Genomic DNA, 19304 nt, shown 5'->3' on the forward strand with positions numbered 1-19304 from the left:
TCAGGTTTCGCGGCGGCCCCGCCGAGGCCGCCCCAGCAAGGACGCAGACGCCCATGGAAATCCGCGCCGACGAGATCAGCAGAATCATCCGCGAGCAGATCAAGGACTACGGCAAGAAGGTCACCGTCGCCGAGACCGGCACCGTGCTGTCGGTCGGTGACGGTATCGCCCGCATCTACGGCCTGGAAGGCGTGCAGGCCGGTGAGCTGGTGGAGTTCTCCAACGGGGTCCGCGGCCTGGTGCTGAACCTGGAAGAGGACAACGTCGGCGTGGCCATCATGGGTGACTTCAAGGACATCCGCGAGGGTGACTCCGTGAAGCGCACCGCGCAGATCGCCTCGGTGCCGGTGGGCAAGGGCCTGCTGGGCCGCGTGGTGAACGCGCTCGGCGAGCCGCTGGACGGCAAGGGCCCCATCACGGCCGCGGAGACGCGCCGCCTGGAGATCAAGGCGCCCGGCATCGTCAAGCGCAAGAGCGTGCACGAGCCCCTGCAGACGGGCATCAAGGCGCTGGACGCGCTGGTGCCGATCGGCCGCGGGCAGCGCGAGCTCATCATCGGTGACCGCCAGACGGGCAAGACGGCCGTCGCGGTGGACGCCATCATCAACCAGAAGGGCCTGAACGTTTACTGCATCTACGTGGCCATCGGGCAGAAGCAGTCCACGGTGGCGCAGGTGGTGGACAAGCTCTCCAAGTTCGGCGCGCTGGAGTACACCACGGTGGTGGCCGCCAACGCCTCGGACCCGGCCCCCATGCAGTTCTTCGCGCCCTACACCGGCGTGACGATGGGCGAGTACTTCCGCGACAACAAGATGCACGCGCTCATCGTGTACGACGACCTGTCCAAGCAGGCCGTGGCCTACCGCCAGCTGTCGCTGCTGCTGCGCCGCCCGCCGGGACGCGAGGCTTACCCGGGCGACGTGTTCTACATCCACAGCCGCCTGCTGGAGCGCGCCGCCAAGCTGTCGGACGCCGAGGGCGCGGGCTCGCTCACCGCGCTGCCCATCATCGAGACGCAGGCCGGTGACGTGTCCGCCTACATCCCGACGAACGTCATCTCCATCACCGACGGGCAGATCTTCCTCGAGACGGACCTGTTCTTCGCGGGCGTCCGCCCGGCCATCAACGTGGGCCTCTCCGTGTCGCGCGTGGGCAGCGCGGCGCAGATCAAGGCGATGAAGCAGGTGGCAGGCTCCATGAAGCTGGAGCTGGCGCAGTACCGCGAGCTGGCGGCCTTCGCGCAGTTCGGCTCGGACCTGGACAAGGCGACGCAGGAGACGCTGGCGCGCGGCGCCCGCCTGACGGAGCTGCTCAAGCAGGGCCAGTACGAGCCCATGCCCGTCGAGAAGCAGGTGCTGCAGATCTACGCGGCGACGAACAAGGACGACCCGGGCAAGCGCGGGTGGATCCGCAACGTGCCCGTGGCGGACGTGCCCCGCTGGATGAAGGAGTTCATCGACTTCATCGAGGGCAAGCACCCGCAGCTGCTGGCGGACATGACCGCCAAGCGCGAGTTCACCGGCGACATCAAGACGGCGCTGAACAAGGTCATCACCGAGTTCAACGACGTGTTCCAGCCGACCCCGGGCGCCAAGGCGTAAGCGGCCTCCGAGCCTGAGGTTCCCCGAGCCCCGCGCTCCCTTCCCGGGAGGCGGGGCTTGGTGTTTCCGGGCTCAGCCCTGGAGGCGGGGCAGGATGGCGCGCAGGCTCCGATCCGAGCCACCGCGCGGCCCCAGGAGCTCCATCGCCTTCAGCTCGTACGGCAGCGCGTTGTCGCGCGCGACGAGCTGCACGTGCGCCCCGAGCACGGCCGGCAGCGCCAGGTCCAGCTCGTAGATGTCGCCTGCCACCAGCGTGGACTCGGGCCCGGTGCCGGTGCTCTCCCAGATGCTGCTCAGGGCCTCGTAGTACGGCCCCCGCCGCAGGTAGACGGGGCGCGGCAGCAGCTCCTGCGCGAAGGCGAGCGTCTCGGGCACCGAGGAGAAGCGCGCATCCACCGTGGCCGGCGGCTGGATGAGGTACTTGCGCGCATCGCCCTTCACCTTCAGGCGCTCGCGCCCCTTGGGGGCCAGCCGGTCCAGCTTGGCGTCCACCAGGTCCGTGTGCGCGTTGGTCACCACCCACACCGGCAGCCCCGTGGCGAGCAGCGCCTCCAGCACCTCCTTCGCCTCGGGCTTGAAGGCCGTGCCGGTGAGCTTGTAGGCCTCGCGGTAGAGGCCCTGGAGCGTCTCGTCGCGCTGGGCCTGCTCCGGCATCACCCCGTAGCGGCTCATCAGCTGGCGCGCCACGCAGTTGGACAGCAGGTAGGGGTCCGCCGTGGCGGGCGCCACCGTCCGGCCGCCAATGTCCCAGCCGAACGCGTGCGCCCCGGCGAGCACCGACGCCTCCTCCTCGCGCCAGGCGGCCTCCACGGTGGCCTCGTCCCGGCCCAGCACCTCGCCCAGGTGGCGCTTGAAGTGGTGCACGAAGGGAGCCCCCTCCGCCGCCACGTCAGTGAAGGTTCCGTCGAAGTCCAGTACCACGCACCTGATGCCCATCGTCCGTCCTCTGCGCTGCTCAAAGGGGGCAGTGCCCATACCACGTCATCCCACCGGGTGCGAAGCCCGGCCCCGGCGCCCCCGCACCCGGTGCGCATGTGGCAGGGACGCACGAATCTTCGCCTTGCGGTGCACCCGCGCCTTGCCCTTAGGGTTGGGGCTCCAACCAATTGGAAGGACGCCAGGCATGGAGGAAGCCCGAAGCGCAAGACGCGTGCGACGCCAGGCCTGGCGGCCCTGGGCCTTGCTGGGCGGCGTGGTGGCGCTGAGCGGGGCCGGCGGGGTGCTGGCGGTGAACTCCCTCTCGGCGCTGGAGGCCCGCAACGCCCAGTTGGAGCAGGAGGCGAACGAGTCCGAGGCCCGGGTGGCCGAGCTGCAGGCCCTGCGGGTGAGCATGGAGCGCCGGCTCCGGGTGCTGGAGCAGCAGCAGCAGGGGGCTGGCGGCCTCCCGGTGGACCCCCGGAAGGCCCGGGAGCAGAACGCCCAGATGATGCGCCGGGAGACGGCCCGCCTGAACCTGACCTCGGCCCTGAAGGACGAGCTCACCCGGGGGGATGCCTGGCTCGACACGCTGGGGACCGAGGCCCTGCGCCTGGAGCTGTCCGAGCGGCTGCTCTTCGAGCCCGGCCAGTCCGGCCTCACGCCCCGGGGCACCGAGGTGCTGGGGCGGGCCGGGAGCGTGCTGGCCGCGGTGGAGGGGCACGCGGTGGAGGTGGCCGCCCACACCGATGAGCGCCCCCAGTCCTCGGAGGGCGAGGCGGGGGAGACGAGCTGGGAGCTGTCCACGGCGCGGGCCGCCGCCGTCGTCCGCGCCCTCCACGAGGGCCCCGGAAAGCTCGCCCCGGAGCGGCTGAGCGCCACGGGCCACGCCTCCTTCCGGCCCGTGGTGCCCTCGGACTCGCCGGTGAACCGGCTGCGCAACCGGCGGGTGACGTTGATGCTCCGGCCCCTGCCCGAGGCCCCGGCGGTGCCGGGCCCTGCCCTCGCCCCGGTGCCCGCGCCTCAAGCCGGGAAGAAGACGGCCCAGCGCTGAGTCACCCGCGCAGGGGCCGCACCTCGTCCGTGCGGGAGATGCGCAGCAGGGCCGGAAAGAGCCAGGCCCACAGCGCCACCACCACGCAGGTGCCCACGCCGCCCACCACCACCGAGGGCACCACGCCCAGCCACTGGGCCGTGGCCCCGGACTCGAAGTCGCCCAGTTCGTTGGAGGCCCCAATGAACACCATGTTCACGGCGCTCACCCGGCCGCGCATCTCCGCGGGGGTGGCCAGCTGCACCAACGTCTGGCGAATCACCACGCTCACCATGTCCGCGGCCCCCAGCACCACCAGGGCCACGAGCGACAGCACCAGGTGGCGCGAGAGCCCGAAGAGCACCGTGGCCACGCCGAAGAGCGCCACGCACAGCAGCATCTTCACCCCCACGTTGCGCTGGAGCGGGAAGAAGGCCATCCACCCGGCCACGAGGATGGCGCCCACCGCCGGCGCGCTGCGCAGCAGGCCCAGCCCCCAAGGCCCCGTGTGCAGGATGTCCTGGGCATAGATGGGCAGCAGGGCCACCGCCCCTCCGAGCAGCACCGCGAAGAGATCCAACGAGATGGCCCCCAGCACCACCTTCTGCTTCCACACGTAGCGCAGCCCCGCCACGAGCCGCTGCCAGGAGTTCACAGCCGGGTCCATGCGCCCGGTGTGCACCCGCATCGACGCGAGCAGCAGCGCCGCGGCGGCCATCAACCCGGCACACACCGCGTACACGCCTTGCGCGTGCAGCACGTCGTAGAGCACTCCGCCCACGGAGGGGCCGATGATGGTGCCCGCCTGGAAGAAGGTGGAGCTCCAGGCCACCGCGCTGGAGAGCTGGTGGGGCGGCACCATGTGGGGAACGAGCGACTGGCCCGCGGGCCCCGCGAAGGCGCGCGCCACGCCCACGAGCATGAGCATTCCATAGAGGGGCCAGGTCTCCGTTACCCCGCCCCAGGCGAGCCCGAACAGGCCCAGCATCGCCACCACCATGGTGACGTAGCAGCCCAGGAGCACCTTGCGCCGGTCGTACCGGTCCGCCACGTCCCCGGTAATGGGGGACAGGAGGAACATGGGCAGGAACTGTGCGAGCCCCACGTACCCCAAATCCAGGGGCCGGTGCGTCATGCCGTAGACGTGAAGCCCCACGGCCACCGACAGCATCTGCGCGCCCAGCGTCATGAAGAGGCGGGCGGCCTGGTACAACCGGAAGTCGCGGTGTGCGAAAGCGGAGCCCATTGGTGCCGGCAGGGCACTGTCCATGGTGCCCACATACCCCCCGGACGCCCGGCCCACCAGCCCCTGCCAACGGCCTGCCTGCCGGGTAAGCTCTGAAGTTTCTGCACGGGGACCGTGAATTTTTCAGGGCCGCTCGCCGTCTGGGAGGCCGGCGGAACCCCCCACGTACCGCCAGGAGCCACCCCCGTGTTTCACCTCCGGAACTTGCTGTGTGCGGTCACCCTGCTGGGCCTGATGTTTTCAGCACCGGAGGCCGAAGCGCGCTTCGGCAAGCGCTCCAAGGGGGAGAAGACCCACGAGGCCTCCCCGGTGGGCAGCGACGACGACGACGACGATGATGACGACGACGATGACCACCGCGGCTCGCACCGGGACAGCGGCTCCGCGGTGGAGGCCGTCGCCAACCTGCTCTTCTTCGTGGCCGACGTGGCCTCCGCCTCTCACCAGGCCGACGTCAGCTCCTCCTCCGAGGTGCGCGCGGTGGCCCCCCGGGGCTCCCAGAGCAACGTGCGGCTGGGCGTGGATGGCAACGTCCTGGACACCGGCGGCGGGGCCAACCTGTTCCTGGCCATCGAGGCCCAGCGCGTGGGGCTCGACGGGCGCTTGCTGCTCATGAGCCTGCCCACCGATGACGGCACGTCCGGCACCGACGAGCTGTCCGTGGGCAGCGTGCACCTCACCTATGCCCTGGTGGCGCACGAGCGGCTCCGCCTGCGCATGGAGGGAGGCCTCAGCCTCGCCACGGCGCCGGACCTGGCCACCGTGGGCCCCAGCCTCGGCCTCACCCTGGATGCGTGCCTGCTTGGGCCCTTCGATCTCGAGCTGCGCGCGCAGGCCACGCCGTTTCCCTACCGGCAGCTCGATGCCCAGGCGGGCCTGGCCCTCCACCTGAGCGTCCTGGTGCTGCGCGCCGGGTGGCGGGGGCTCTACCTGGACGACGCCGGGCTCGTCGACGGCGTGTCCCACCAGGACACGCTGACCGGCCCCTACCTCGGCCTCGGGCTCACCTTCTGACCAGCTCCCCCTCCTGTGCCCAGGAGAGGGCCGGGTGCCCGCCGCCTCACTCCTCCGGCGAGGCCGACATCTCCATGTCCGCCGAGGGCGGCAGGGACGGCATCCCCGAGGAGGAGGACCGCTTCACGCGCCGCTTGGGCGGCGGCGCCAGCTTCGGGGGCGTGCCGAAGAGCCGCTCATAGGTGTCCGGCGTGTTGATGTTGACCACCACACCCGGATCCTTCACCGGCACCCGCCGCAGCTTCACCTCCGCGAGCGCGCCCTCCAGCTGCGCCGCGGTGCTCGCCACGAGCTGCTCGGCCGCCGCGCGCGAGAACACCAGCGGATAGCCCGGAGCCCCCTCGAACTCGGGCCGCAACCCATCCTCCGTCTCGCCCCGCACCTTGAGCAGGGACTTGAGCGTGGAGGCCCGGACCGCGGGCATGTCCACCGGGTGCACCAGCACCACGTCCGCCCCTTCCTCCAGCGCGGCCGCCAGGCCCGCCTTGATGGACGCCAGGAACCCGTCCTTCCAGTGCTCGCTGTGCACCAGGGCCATCGAGGGGTGCTGCTCCCTCACCGCCTCCGCGTCCTTTCCCGTCACCCCCAGGACCGTGCACCCCGCCTTCCCAAAGGTGGATGCCAGGGATTGGAGAAAACTTTTGCCCCCCTCGTGCTCGATGAGTGCCTTGGGGTGGGCCATCCACCGGGCCTCCCCTGCCGCAAGGATGATCGCCACTGCCTTCATGCCACTCCTCCTCGGCCCCAGGGACTGCCGGGGCTTCTGGTTTGAGGCTGGATGCTTCCCCGCCAGATTGCAGCCGGTCCCGAGGTACCAGCCGTTGGGAAACAGGCAGACGCATGCCCTCGGTGTTCGATTAAACGGACAAAGCTGGGCACTGTGCCCTCTACGAAACATCCGTAGGCTTTCAGTGCAGCCAGGCGTGTCCGCCCTCGGCGGCCATCAGCGGAACGGGGAAATCCCCTGATCCGGTCATTCCTTCCTCCGCCGCCAGGGCCTTGGCCGTCAAAATTTCAGCCACACGCAACAGCGGCAGCCGTGCCGCAACCCGGCAAAGCTCCGCCTCGGTCACCTCGGCGATCAGCTCCCCGCGCTCCTCATCCACCACGGGCAACACTGCGAGTCCATGCCGCTGCATCACCTGGAGTGAAGCGAGCACCGTATCGCTCGGGAAAAGGGTGACAGCGCAGGAGATGAGAGCGGAGTTACGAGTGCGGCACGTCGCCAAGAGGGCCTCCAGGTTCGAATCCCGAGGTGGGTTCCGGGAGAGTCTCTAAGCAATTCGCTTGCCGCCGCCGTGCAGGTGGGAGTGTTCACCACTGGCCTGACAACCTCCGGGGCGATCCGGCGGATAATGGAGGACAAGCTGCACCTTTTCTTTCTCCGGGCCTCACACATCCCATGTCCGTCAAACTGAACACGCCCCCGGCCCCCGGGTCGCCCCGGCGTCCCCAGGACACCCAGGCGCCGCAGTCCCCGGCGAAGGCCGAATCGGCCAACCCCCTGGTCCGCCTGGGCCAGGGCCTGCAGCGGGTGGCCCAGCAGGCCGAAGCCCACGTCCAGTCCCGGGTGGATGCGTTCGAGGCGCGCCTGCCCTCGCTGCCGCGCCCCGCGGCCGCCGCCGGCGCCAAGCCCTGGGAGGGCATCACCCTCACCGGCAAGCCGCTGCAAATCCCGCTCGACAAGCTGCTGTCGGTGGATCTGGGCCAGGTGCGCAAGATTCTCGAGCGCGTCGTGCCGCAGAAGATCCGCAATGACGAGGCGCAGCAGCTCGTGGGCCAGACGAAGGACTTCCGGGACACGCTCTCGCAGGTGCGCTCGCTGGCCACGGAGCTGCAGCTGGTGCCCCCCAGCCACCCGCGCCACGCCGAGGTGAAGGCGGCGCTCGCCAAGGCCGAGAACGCGCTCCAGGCCGAGTCCGGCTACACCCGCGCCACCGCCCCCAAGCCGGGCGCCCTGTGGGTGGACCCGCAGTTCATGGGCAAGGCGTTGCCGGGCGGAAAGCTCTCCGCCTCGAAGCTGCCCACGGGCACGCCGGTGACGAAGCCGCCCGAGCCGCTGGACGTCCTCTTCGGCCGCGGGCCCGGGGCGGCCGCCAAGTCCCAGGCCTACCAGCAGTCGGTGGCCGCGCGCCGCGGCGAGCTGGGCATGCCCGTGCAGGATGGAAAGCCCATCGGCGTGCACATGAGCCTGGAGGGCGGCGGCGGCAAGGGCAAGCGCTACGCGGCCATGCTCGCGGAGATGCAGGAGCTGGGCGTGGTGCCCGTGAGCCTGAGCGGCACCTCCGCGGGCTCCATCGCCGCGGCGTTCGCGGCCACGGGTGCCTCCGCGAAGCAGATCGAAGATGTGGCGAAGGATCCCCGGCTCCAGTCCTTCTATGACCTGGACCTGGACATGAAGGACGGGGGCCTGCTCAACGGCAAGGCCGCCTACGACATGTTCGACCAGAAGCTGCAGGAGCTGACCGGCATCAAGGACCGGCCCGTCACCTTCGCGGACCTGAAGGTGCCGCTGCAGCTCGTGGCCGCGAAGACGTACGACAGCGCGGCGGCCAACGGCTTCCCCACCGCCAAGGACCGTACCTTCGTCTTCAGCCAGGAGACGACACCCGACACGCCGGTGGCGCTCGCCATGCGCGCCTCCATGGCCATTCCGGGCGTCTTCGAGCCGGTGCAGATGGTGGACCCGACGACGGGCCGCAGCATGCACCTGGTGGATGGTGGCACCCTGGACAACCTGCCCATGGGCTATGGCAAGCACGGGCTGCCGCAGATCGGCGCGGCGCTGGTGGAGCGCGACTCCAACCACCCGTCCAACGGCCTGGCCCGGCCCAAGGCGCTGCCCACCGGCCAGCTCGACGCCACCAACGTGCTGTGGAACGCGGTCAACGGCTACACGTTCCTCAAGGACAACGCCACGAGCGCGGCAGACTTCCGGGACCGCACCGCGCCGGGGCCCAACCAGTTCATGCTGAGCCTGCCCACGTGGAACCTGGACAACCCCAAGCAGGGCAACAGCACCCTGGGCTTCGGCTATGACGCCCAGGTGGACCCCATCCTGGACAAGCAGACGCGCCAGGTGACGCAGGACTTCCTCAAGGGCTTCATGGACGACCTGCGCGTGCCGGGCGCCCGGGGCACCAACGTCACCACGGCCATCCCCAAGAACCTGCACTTCGCCGAGCAGGTGTCCGTCCGCGGCCAGCGCTATGACGTGGCCTATGCCGGCGGCGACACCCTGCGGGCCGTCAACACCTCCACCGGCAAGCAGATGGAGCTGAAGCTCGGCCAGCAGAAGATCGAGTCCATGTACCTGGACCACCTGGCCTTCGGCGACCTGAACGCCCAGCTTGCCCACGCGCTGAGCGACCCGCGCAGCGTCAAGCCGTCCTGGCTGCCGTTCTAAATCCCGCGCGCCCCCCGCCCCTGCTGGCGGGGGGCCTGGGAGCTACTTCTTCTTCGTGCTCTCCAGCAGCTTGCGGAAGGTCTTCTCCGCGCCCGACACCGTCTTCTCCGGGCCGGTGAACTTGAAGAACACGGCGCCCTCGGGCCCCTCGACGATGGCGCCCAGCAGCCGGAAGCCCGGCTTGGGCGAGGCAGGCCCCATCATCGGCCCGCCGCCGTTGTAGGTGCCCTTCACGTCCACCGTGGTGACGGGCAGTCCGCCCACCTTCTCCTGCTTCGTCTTCGCGTCCTTCTCCGCGGACGAGCCATCCGCGCGCTGGAACTGCTTCACCCAGCGCTGCACGTTGGCCTCCACGCCGCCGCCCTGCCCCGCGCCGAAGTAGAAGACGGCCACCTCGCCGCCCTCCGCGTCGCCCTTCGCCGCGGGCACCGCGTAGGTCACCACCCGCATGGGGCGCTCACCCTGGACGGCCCACTCCTTGGGCGCGGTCCACGACAGGCCACCGGCCTCCTCCGCGTGCGCCACCCCCGCCACCAGCAGACCGACCACCGCGACCACGGCACTTCTGTGCATTGGGTTCATGCGCGCGAGCGTAACCGAACCCCGCGTGCGGCGCCGCAGCCTCTCTAGGTCCATGCGCTCGCGGCCTACCCGGGAAATCGGATCTCCCTCTGAACATGTGACTCGCTGCGTCACTCGCTCTGGCTTCCGGCACTGGAACGAACGTGCTAGCACCCGGCTCCCAGACTGCTGTTCTGTCCACCTTGGAGGGGGTTTCACAATGAAGAAGCTGTGGCTCGTCGGAGCATTGTCCGTGGGCGCTTCCGCCTGCGCACCAGACATCGCGCAGGATGATCCCCCCGACGTCGTGCTCGCGCAGTTTGATCCGTCCGCTTCGCCGGCCGTGGTGCCCTCGCCGAATGATCTCGCGTTCGACGAGACCACCAAGCGGGTCAACGCGCCCATCAACCCCCAGGCCTCGCTGGCCGAGCAGGAATTCACGCGCGACTACCTCAACACGCTGAACGGCTTCCCCGTCAGCGCCGTGGCCATGACGAAGATCGTCGACCTGGATCCGTCGACCATCAACGCCAACACGGTGCGCTTCATCGACCTGCAGGCGGGCACGCCCCTGGCCACGCCGGCCGTCACCCCCTCCATCTCCTATAACGCGGAGACGGACATGCTGATGATCGCGCCCCCGGACGGGGCCTGGCCCAAGCGCGGCCGCTACGCGGTGGCGCTCATCGGCGGCGAGAACGGCCTGAAGGGCGTGGGCGGCAAGCCCGTGGTGGGCTCGGCCACCTGGAGCTTCATCAACTCGGACGAATCGCTCGTCACCTGCGAGGAGCTCACCGCTCCGGACTGCCGCAGCCGCACCGATATCATCCCCTCGCGCAAGACGGATCCCGCCGAGCGCCTGGCCGACCAGAACGCGAGCGCGCTGCGCCTGGAGCAGCTGCGCCGCAGCTACCGGAACCTGCTCAAGGCCATCGCGGGCCCCAGCGGGAACACCGGGGACATCGTCCTCATGTGGACCTACCGCATCATGGACATGCCGGAGGTGACGTTTGATCCGGCCGCCAGCGTGGTGCCCTTCCCGAATGACTTGCTGCTCAAGCGCAACGCGGACGGCACCACCCAGGTGCAGCTGCCCATCCCGGATGACGCCTCCGAAACCCAGAAGCAGCTCCTGGGCGGCATCAACACGCTGGATGGCTTCTCCACCACCTCCGCCATCGTCTCGGAGAACAGCTTCACCCGGGGCGCCCTGGAAGAGGGAAGCACCCTGGACGCGGCCAACCTGGCCACGGCCACCGCCGTCATCAACCTGACGGGCGCCACCCAGCCGAAGGTGGTGCCGTGCATCAGCTGCGCGGCGAGCAAGAAGCCGGATGGCTCCGCCCAGGGCGGCCCGCAGCAGCTCCAGTTCATCCCCGGCGTCGCGGGCGTGGCGAACGGACAGCCCACCATCCTGCCCGTACCGCTGGAGGAGAAGACCACCTACGCGGCCGTGCTCACCACGGACCTGAAGGACTCGCGGGGCCGGCAGGTCGCGCCCCCGGCCGTCTTCGCGCTGATCCGCCTGAGCCACCCCATCTTCGAGAACGGCAAGAGCCTGGTGTCGGTCGTCTCGGATGATCAGGCCAAGGATCTGGAGCCGCTGCGCGCCGGCTACAAGGCGATGTTCGACGGGCTGGAGGCCGCGGCGAAGATTCCGCGCTCGAAGATCGCCCTGGCCTGGCCCTTCACCACGCAGAGCACCGCCTCCACGCTGGCGCAGCTGCACGCCCTGCCGGCCACCACCTACGGCGCGTCCGGGCTGCCCGACCGCCCCCTGGGCCTCGCGGACCGGACCGCCATCATCAAGGGCCAGATGGGCTCGCTGCCCAAGGCCGACATCGGCCAGATCTTCCAGGGCACGATGATCCTGCCCTTCGCCCTGAACAGCTCCACGGGCACGCTGAACCCCACCGCGCCCCGCATGGACCACGTGCCGTTCCTGCTCACGCTGCCCAACCGCCCCGCCGATGGGGCCGCGGTGAACTGGCCCGTCGCCATCTTCAGCCACGCCCTGCGCAACTCCCACACGAGCGCGCTCGCCATCGCCAATGAGCTGGCGAAGAAGGGCTTCGCCACCCTGTCCTATGACTCGCCCTACCACGGCGACCGCAGCAGCTGCGCGGGCGTGGCCGAATCCGCGGGCCTGCCGAGCGATGACTACGCGTGCGCCAGCCCCACCACCCAGCGCTGCGAGAAGGACACCGCCAAGGTGGCCACCTACGGCCGCTGCGTCGCCAAGGACGATGCGGCCCGGACCGCCTGCGACCCCACCGCGGCGGGCGCGGACCTGACGTGCAGCGCGCTCGGCCAGGGCCGCTGCGCGGCGGATGCCAAGTGCGAGGGCGGCTCCTTCGCCATCGCCCCCGGCACCAACAACCAGGCCATCTCCGGCTGGAACTTCGTGCGTCCCGACAACCTGTTCGCCACCCGCGACAACTTCCGCCAGCACGCCATCGACCTCGGCCAGGCCGAGCGCGTCATCCAGTCGGCCGCCATCGACACGCTGCTGACCCAGGCCAACGGCGGCGTGGCCACGGGGCTCGACGGCTCGAAGATCGTCTACGTGGGCCAGAGCCTCGGCGGCATGCTGGGCACCCTGTCCACCTCCGTGTCCCCCAACGTGGGCAACGCGGTGCTCAACGTGCCGGCCGGCGACCTGACCAGCGTGCTGCTCACCTCCCAGGCGCCTGACTTCGTCAAGGCCCGCACCGGCTTCCTGCAGTCGCTGGCCGCCGAGAACATCACCCCGGGCACCCCCGCCTTCGATCAGTTCCTCGGCCTGGCCAAGTTCATCCTGGATCCGGCCGACCCCCTGAACTACGCCTCGCGCGTGAGCAGCCGGAGCAAGGGCAAGACCCTCATCCAGTACGTCACCCAGGACGAGGTCCTCCCCAACCCGACGACGGAAGCGCTCATCAGCGCGGCCAAGCGGGGAGACCTGACGGCCACTGAGCCGGCCGTCTCCCGCGTCGAAGCCCCCAGCAGCCTGACGGAGCGCCACGGCTTCCTGCTCAACTTCCAGGACCCCACGGTGACCCTCCCGGCCCAGAACGCGGCCACCCAGTTCCTCCAGACCGGCGCCCTGCCCCAGCCGTAATCCCCTTTCGCGACAGAGAACGTGACACCCATGAAGAAGACACTCTCTCTCCTCACCCTGCTCGCCGCCGGCACCGGTCACGCCGCGGGCTTCTCCTTCGACACCCACAGCGCCCGCGCCACGAGCATGGGCTTCACCTCGGTCGCCAGCATGCAGGACTCGTCGGCGATCGCTTACAACGCCGCCAACATCCTGGGCGTGGAGAAGCTCGACATCACCGCGGGGGACCTCATCACCCTGCCGCGCATCAACTTCACCCCCGAGGGCACCAACAACACCCAGGCCTTCGACACGCTGCTGGCGCCCCCGCCGCACGCGTTCGCCGTCTACCGGCTCAACGAGAAGATGGCGGTGGGCCTGGGGCTCTTCGTCCCCTTCGCCGCCGGCTCCGCCTGGCCGGACGACTTCGCCTTCCGCACCCGCGGCTACAAGGCGCAGATGGCCATCTACCACCTCAACCCCACCTTCGCGTACCAGGCGCACCCGCGGCTGCGCGTGGGCGTGGGCCTGAGCGTCGTCCGGGGCACGGTGACCATCGAGCGCAAGCTCAACTTCGTGAGCAGCGAGGGCACCGTCGAGCTGGGCGGCGACTCGTGGGGCATGGCCTACAACGCCGGCATCCAGCTCACCCTGCTGGACAAGCTGCTGCACTTCGGTGGCCAGTTCCGTGGCCCCTCGTCGCTCACCTTCAAGGGCAACGCGGACTTCCGGGACATCCCCGCCGCCTTCCAGACGCAGCTCAAGGACCAGAAGATCGAATCGACGGTGGACTTCCCGGGCTCCGCCAGCCTGGGCCTGCTCTTCACGCCCACCGAGCGGCTGTCGCTCGCCTTCGACGCGAAGCTGATGCTCTGGTCCACCTTCGAGGAGTTCACCATCTCCTTCGAGGACCCGGCCATCACCAGCCCGCTGGTCAAGAACTGGGAGAACACGTGGAACTTCCACCTCGGCGCGGAGTTCAAGGTGACGGAGAACCTCCAGGTGCGCCTGGGCACCGCGGTTGACCGGGCCCCCAGCCCCGAGAGCACCCTGTCGCCGGACCTGCCCGACGCCGACCGCTACCGCATCGCCGCGGGCCTCGGCTACGCCCTCAACCCCGTTCGCGTGGACCTGGGCTACCAGTACATCTTCCTGGGCAACACCAAGAGCACCGTGCCCGGCATCACTGGCGCCTACGACGGCGATGGCCACATCTTCGGCCTCACCGTCGGCTACTCCATGAAGTAGCCCTCCCGGTTCCGCCCCCCGGCCCGGCCGCGCCTCGTGCGTGGCCGGGCCTTTCTTTTTCCAGCCTCACCAGATTATTGCACTCATGTCGTTCTCTGGGCTAGCTTGGTTTTCCAGGAGACAGAGAATGAAGGTCACCACCTCAGCCACCATCGACATCGAGTGCTCGCCCGAGCAGGTCTACGACTTCGTCACCTCCGAGGAGGCGCCCGCGAAGACCTTCGAGGGCACGGGGCGCATCCCGGGCGTCGTGCGCACGGAGGTGGTGGGCGGCGGCCCCCTGCGCGAGGGCGCCACCTGCCGGGTCCACGGCACGGATGGCGCGGTGATGGAGCGGCTCATCACCGTGCTGGACCGCCCCCGGCGCCACGAGTACCAGCTCGCCAGCGGCTTCAAGAAGCCCCTGTCCTGGCTGCTCCGCTCCGGCCACGGGGTGTGGACCTTCGCGCCCAACACGCAGGGCGGCACCCACCTGGAGTGGGTCTATGTGTTCGAACTCACCACCCCGCTCGTCTACCCGGTGGTCTCCGCCCTCATCAAGGGCTCGTTCCACCAGTCCATGGTGCGCTGCCTCCAGCGCACGCGCGAGTGCCTCGTCCCCTTGGAAACCCGGGCCGCCTCATAAGTTCGCTTATGAATGTAAAAAAGCGCCCTTGATAGATTAAGAACACTATGGCAGCCTTGTAAAGAGTGGAAACAGTGAAAAACAGCGTCGTCTTCTTCAACGGCCGCTTCGTCCCGGACACGGAGGCCCAGGTTTCCGTACATGAACGGGGCTACCTCTTTGGGGACGCGGCCTTCGAGACGCTGCGGGGCTACGGGGGCCACGTGTTCCGCCTGGGGCGGCACCTGGAGCGCCTGGCGCACTCGGCCCGGGTGCTGGGGCTGACGCTGCCGGGCTCCCTGGAGGTGCTGGCCGGCCAGGTGCGCGAGGCCGTGGCGCGCAGCGCGCAGGCGGACTGCGCCATCCGCGTCACGCTGAGCCGGGGCGAGGGCGGGGCGGGCATCAGCACCAAGGGCTTCGAGCACCCGGTGTTCTCCATCACCGTCAAGCCGCTGCGCGCCTACCCCGAGGAGGCGTACGCGAAGGGCATCCGCACCCGCGTGGTGGGCCCGCGCAAGGTGCCGCCCGAGTGCCTGGATCCGACCATCAAGAGCGGCGGGGCGTACCTGCCCAGCATCATCGCGCGCCAGGAGCTGGACCGGGTGGGCATGGTGGAGGGCGTGCAGCTCGCCGTGGCGGGCCACGTCGTCTCGGGGCTGGTGTCCAACGTCTTCGCCGTCTCGGGCACGCGCCTGCTCACGCCGGATGTGGCCAGCGGCTGCCTGCCGGGCATCACCCGCGAGGCCCTGCTGCAGCTGGCGCCCTCGGTGGGGCTCGAGCCCACCGAGACGCGGCTGCCGCTGGAGGCCCTGCGGCAGGCCGACGAGCTGTTCTTCTCCAACTCACTCATGGAGTGCCTGCCCGTCCAGCAGCTCGACGAGCACTCCTTCCCCACGGCGCCCGGGCCTTTCACCCGCAAGCTGCGCGCCGCCCTCCATCAACTCATCCATCACGAGAAGCAAGCTTCGACATGAGTGACCGCGAGCAATGGTGTGAACTGGTGCGCAAGCACGTTCACGACTGGAACACCCCCGCGAACGCGAAGATCTGGAGCCCCGCGCTGGAGGCCCTGCCTCGCGAGCAACTGCGGCGCATCCAGGACGAGAAGGTGGCGGGCGCCTACACGTACCTGTGGAACCGCAGCACCTTCTACCGCCAGAAGTTCGAGCAGGCGGGGCTGGGCCCGGACTCGGTGCGCTCGGTGGAGGACTTGCCGCGCGTGCCCGTCACGCTGCGCGACGAGTGGCTGGTGGACCAGCAGAAGAACCCGCCCTGGGGCACCTTCTCGCCGCTGCGGCAGGAGGACTGGCTGGAGCGCGGGTGGATGATGTTCAGCACCTCGGGCACCACCGCGGCGCACCCGCGCAGCTTCCGCCACACCAACTTCGACCGGGAGATGTGGGCCTGGCACGGCTCGCGCGCGCTGCACGCCATGGGCGTGCGCCGCGGCGACATCGCCATCAACTGCTTCAGCTACGGCACCTCGGTGGCCTTCTGGGGCCTGCACTACGCGCTCAACCACATGGGCATCCCCGTCATCTCCGGCGGCGGGGCCAACACCGAGCGGCGCATCCTCTTCATCGAGACGTACAAGCCCACGGTGCTCCTGTGCACCCCCTCGTACGCGCTCTACCTGGGCCGGCAGATGCAGGAGCAGGGCAAGTCCCCCAAGGACAGCTCCATCCGGCTGCTCGTCTGCGCGGGCGAGCCCGGCGCGTGCGTGCCCGCCACCAAGCAGCGCATCGAGGAGCTGTGGGGCGCGCGCATCAACGACGACTTCGGCTGCACCGAGGTGGCCATGTCCCCCTTCGGCTACACCTGTGAGTACCAGGTGAGCCGCGAGGATGGCCGGGTGGACACCCACTTCATGGAGGACGCCTACGTCCCCGAGGTGTTGGACCCGGAGACGTTCCAGCCCGTGCCCGACGGCCAGCGCGGCGTGCTCGTGGTGAGCAACCTCTTCAGCGAGGCCCAGCCCATCCTGCGCTACGTCATGGGCGACTGGGTGTCGCTCACGCGCGAGGCCTGCCCGTGCGGCCGCACCCACGCCCGGGCCATCGGGGGCCTGGCGGGCCGGTACGACCAGCTCATCAAGATCCGCGGCCTGGCGTTCCTGCCCGCCCTGCTCGAGGACAGCATCCGCAGCCAGCAGGAGATCGGCGACGAGTTCAAGCTGGAGATCACCCACGTCAACGACATGGACGAGATTCTCCTCACCACCGAGCTCCAGCCGGGCGCCCCGATGGATGACCTGGAGGCCCAGGAGCAGCGGCTGTCGCGCAAGCTCAAGGGCTCGCTGGGCATCGTCGTCGACGTGAAACTGGTTCCCCCTGGCACCCTTCCCCGGACGGAGTTCAAGGCCAAGCGCCTGTTCGATCTCCGTGACAGGAGGCAATAGACACCATGTCCGCCATTCATGCCGTTCGAGACGGAACGAAGCAGCCCAGCCCCCCGCATCACATCGTCCAGGAAGTGAAGCTCACGCTGCCGTTCTGGCGGTACTTCGAGCTCTTCCGCAAGCAGCAGTACTCGTGCTTGCTGGACAGCGCGCGCGCGCCCCACAAGCTGTGCCGCTACTCGTTCATGGGCAGCGATCCGGCCGCCGTCTACAAGGCCAAGCGCCAGCACGGCGCGGCCCCCGAGGGCCAGGCGCGCATCGAAATCATCCACCGCCGCGGTGCGGACGGCCTCACGCTGGAGACGCCCTTCGTCGAGAAGAAGATCGCCGACGCCTTCAACGAGCTGCGCGCCGTCACCGCGGAGTACCGCGTGGAGCGCGCCCCGAACGACGCGCCCGTGCCCTTCCTCACCGGCGCCATGGGCTACTTCGGCTACGAGGCGGGCTACTTCATCGAGAAGCTGCCGGACCTCGGCAAGGACCAGCCCGAGCTGCCCGACATCTACATGCTCTTCATGGACGTGGTGCTCGCGCATGACCACGAGTCCGGCGCCTCCTACCTGTCCGTCGTGGGCCGGGGCCCCGACGCGAAGAGCGCCCAGGCGCGCGCCGAGGCCCTGCGCGACGAGACGCTCACGCGCATCCAGATGATGGAGAAGGACCCGCCGGCCGAGTGGACGGGCCCCAAGGCCCCCGCCCCGGGCGCCAAGTCCACGCCGGTGGAGATCAACGCCCACTTCGACGAGGCGGGCTACATCAACATGGTGCGCGCGGCGAAGGACCACATCACCGCGGGCGACATCTTCGAGGTGTGCACCACGCACCGCCTCGACTCGCCCCTGCGCGCCGACCCGTGGGACTTGTACCGCGAGCTGCGGCGCATCAACCCCGCGCCGTTCGCCTGCTACATCCACCTGCCGGAGGCCTACGTCGTCTCCTCCTCGCCCGAGCGCTTCCTGAGCCTCGACCGGCAGCGCGTGGCGGAGAGCCGCCCCATCAAGGGCACCCGGCCGCGCGGCAAGTCGCCCCAGGAAGAGGAGGCGATGCTGGCGGACCTGAGCACCAACATCAAGGACCGGGCCGAGAACCTGATGATCGTCGACCTGGTGCGCAACGATTTCGGCCGGGTCTGCAAGTTCAACACGGTGCACGTGCCCGAGCTGCTCGTCATCGAGCACTACTCCACGGTGTTCCAGCTCGTCTCCACCATCCGCGGCCAGCTCGAGGACGACAAGGATCCGTTGGATCTCATCAAGGCCTGCTTCCCCGGCGGCTCCATGACGGGCGCGCCGAAGATTGAAGCGATGAAGATCATCGACCGGCTGGAGCCCGTCAAACGCGGCATCTACTCGGGCAGCATCGGCTACATGGACTTCTCGGGCGTGATGGACCTCAACATCGTCATCCGCACGTTCGTCGTGGTGGATGGCCGCTGCTACTACAACGTGGGTGGCGCCGTCGTCGCGGACTCGGACCCTCGGGGCGAGTACCTGGAGACGATGGACAAGGCCCGCGCCCTCATTTCCGCTTTGAACAACCTCGCAGGGGCTACGGCATGAGAACGCTGATCATCGATAACTATGACTCGTTCACCTACAACCTCTACCAGTACGTGGGGGAACTGGATGAGCGGCCGCTCGTGTACCGCAACGACGCGCTCACCCTGGAGCAGGTGAGGGCGCTGGCCCCCGACCGGATCATCATCTCCCCGGGGCCGGGCTCGCCGGACAACCCCGCCTACTTCGGCGTCTGCATGCGCGTCATCCTGGAGCTGGGCCCCACGCTGCCCGTGCTGGGCGTGTGCCTGGGCCACCAGGGCATCATCTCCGCCTTCGGCGGCAAGGTGGTGCGCGCCCCCTCGCCCATCCACGGCAAGGTCTTCCCCATCGAGCACAACGGCAGCGAGATCTTCCAGGGCCTGCCCACGCGCCTGGACGTGATGCGCTACCACTCGCTCGTGGGCGAGCCGTCCTCCATCCCCGCGTGCCTGGAGGTGACGGCGCGCACCGTGGAGGGCGACATCATCATGGGCGTGCGCCACCGCCGCTACCCCATCTACGGCATCCAGTTCCATCCGGAGTCGATTGGTACCCAGACAGGCAAGCAGATGCTCCGCAACTTCCTTGATCTCTCTGGCACGGCCTTCAGCCGTTTCCCCCAGGCGTCCGTCGCTTAAACTCCCCTTCCGCATCCGCCCTC

The 19304-nt window shown here is 69.4% G+C and carries 16 protein-coding genes; 11 read left to right on the plus strand and 5 right to left on the minus strand.

The features are described from left to right. Positions 1–53: 53 nt before the first annotated feature. Positions 54–1601 (plus strand): F0F1 ATP synthase subunit alpha, encoded by a 1548-nt coding sequence (gene atpA / locus KY661_RS19095; protein ID WP_225411560.1) that lies wholly within the window; start codon positions 54–56, stop codon positions 1599–1601. A 72-nt stretch (positions 1602–1673) separates the two neighbouring features. Here the strand turns inward: atpA and KY661_RS19100 are convergent, their stop codons facing one another. Continuing rightward, complete coding sequence (locus KY661_RS19100; RefSeq protein ID WP_225411561.1) at positions 1674–2537, minus strand: HAD family hydrolase; 864 nt, start codon at positions 2535–2537, stop codon at positions 1674–1676. A 214-nt stretch (positions 2538–2751) separates the two neighbouring features. Between KY661_RS19100 and KY661_RS19105 the strand changes: the two genes are divergently transcribed. Continuing rightward, positions 2752–3570: an OmpA family protein gene (locus KY661_RS19105; protein ID WP_225411562.1), complete on the plus strand. Its 819-nt coding sequence runs from the start codon at positions 2752–2754 to the stop codon at positions 3568–3570. A gap of 1 nt (position 3571) precedes the next feature. Here KY661_RS19105 and KY661_RS19110 read toward each other — a convergent pair whose 3' ends face one another. Next, complete coding sequence (locus KY661_RS19110) at positions 3572–4819, minus strand: MFS transporter (protein ID WP_225411563.1); 1248 nt, start codon at positions 4817–4819, stop codon at positions 3572–3574. Between the two features lie 162 nt (positions 4820–4981). On the opposite strand from KY661_RS19110, the gene KY661_RS19115 reads away from it, so the two are divergent. After that, complete coding sequence (locus KY661_RS19115; RefSeq protein WP_225411564.1) at positions 4982–5809, plus strand: hypothetical protein; 828 nt, start codon at positions 4982–4984, stop codon at positions 5807–5809. A 46-nt stretch (positions 5810–5855) separates the two neighbouring features. On the opposite strand, the gene KY661_RS19120 is transcribed toward KY661_RS19115, so the two are convergent. Both KY661_RS19120 and KY661_RS19125 read right to left on the minus strand, forming a co-directional pair. Continuing rightward, positions 5856–6536 carry a nucleotidyltransferase family protein gene (locus tag KY661_RS19120; RefSeq protein ID WP_225411565.1) on the minus strand — a complete coding sequence of 227 codons (681 nt, stop codon included), beginning with the start codon at positions 6534–6536 and terminating at the stop codon, positions 5856–5858. 181 nt (positions 6537–6717) lie between these two features. Continuing rightward, entirely contained in the window at positions 6718–7038 is a 321-nt protein-coding gene (locus KY661_RS19125) for a CBS domain-containing protein (RefSeq protein WP_075009257.1), read from the minus strand. 173 nt (positions 7039–7211) lie between these two features. Between KY661_RS19125 and KY661_RS19130 the strand changes: the two genes are divergently transcribed. Further along, positions 7212–9215, plus strand: coding sequence for a patatin-like phospholipase family protein (locus tag KY661_RS19130; RefSeq protein WP_225411566.1), 2004 nt, complete (start codon positions 7212–7214; stop codon positions 9213–9215). Between the two features lie 42 nt (positions 9216–9257). On the opposite strand, the gene KY661_RS19135 is transcribed toward KY661_RS19130, so the two are convergent. Continuing rightward, positions 9258–9788 carry a hypothetical protein gene (locus KY661_RS19135; protein WP_398577213.1) on the minus strand — a complete coding sequence of 177 codons (531 nt, stop codon included), beginning with the start codon at positions 9786–9788 and terminating at the stop codon, positions 9258–9260. 208 nt (positions 9789–9996) lie between these two features. Here KY661_RS19135 and KY661_RS19140 point away from each other — a divergent pair, with 208 nt between their 5' ends. The 7 genes from KY661_RS19140 (at position 9997) to KY661_RS19170 (ending at position 19281) form a co-directional block, all read left to right on the plus strand. Then, positions 9997–12876, plus strand: coding sequence for a hypothetical protein (locus KY661_RS19140; RefSeq protein WP_225411568.1), 2880 nt, complete (start codon positions 9997–9999; stop codon positions 12874–12876). A 30-nt stretch (positions 12877–12906) separates the two neighbouring features. Then, entirely contained in the window at positions 12907–14103 is a 1197-nt protein-coding gene (locus KY661_RS19145; RefSeq protein ID WP_225411569.1) for an OmpP1/FadL family transporter, read from the plus strand. 127 nt (positions 14104–14230) lie between these two features. Then, positions 14231–14728, plus strand: coding sequence for an SRPBCC family protein (locus tag KY661_RS19150; protein WP_225411570.1), 498 nt, complete (start codon positions 14231–14233; stop codon positions 14726–14728). A gap of 74 nt (positions 14729–14802) precedes the next feature. After that, positions 14803–15681 (plus strand): aminotransferase class IV, encoded by an 879-nt coding sequence (locus KY661_RS19155; protein ID WP_225411571.1) that lies wholly within the window; start codon positions 14803–14805, stop codon positions 15679–15681. Then, positions 15678–17105, plus strand: coding sequence for a phenylacetate--CoA ligase family protein (locus tag KY661_RS19160; protein WP_225411572.1), 1428 nt, complete (start codon positions 15678–15680; stop codon positions 17103–17105). Before KY661_RS19155 ends, KY661_RS19160 begins: the two co-directional genes overlap by 4 nt. A 5-nt stretch (positions 17106–17110) precedes the next feature. Further along, positions 17111–18664 (plus strand): aminodeoxychorismate synthase component I, encoded by a 1554-nt coding sequence (gene pabB / locus KY661_RS19165; protein WP_225411573.1) that lies wholly within the window; start codon positions 17111–17113, stop codon positions 18662–18664. After that, on the plus strand, positions 18661–19281 hold the full coding sequence (locus KY661_RS19170; RefSeq protein ID WP_093520184.1) for an anthranilate synthase component II: 621 nt from the start codon (positions 18661–18663) through the stop codon (positions 19279–19281). The genes pabB and KY661_RS19170 overlap by 4 nt, the downstream gene beginning before the upstream one ends. Positions 19282–19304 lie beyond the last annotated feature (23 nt).

Origin of the sequence: Allostigmatella hybrida (assembly GCF_020103775.1) — a bacterium.
GTDB classification, from domain to species: domain Bacteria; phylum Myxococcota; class Myxococcia; order Myxococcales; family Myxococcaceae; genus Hyalangium; species Hyalangium aurantiaca.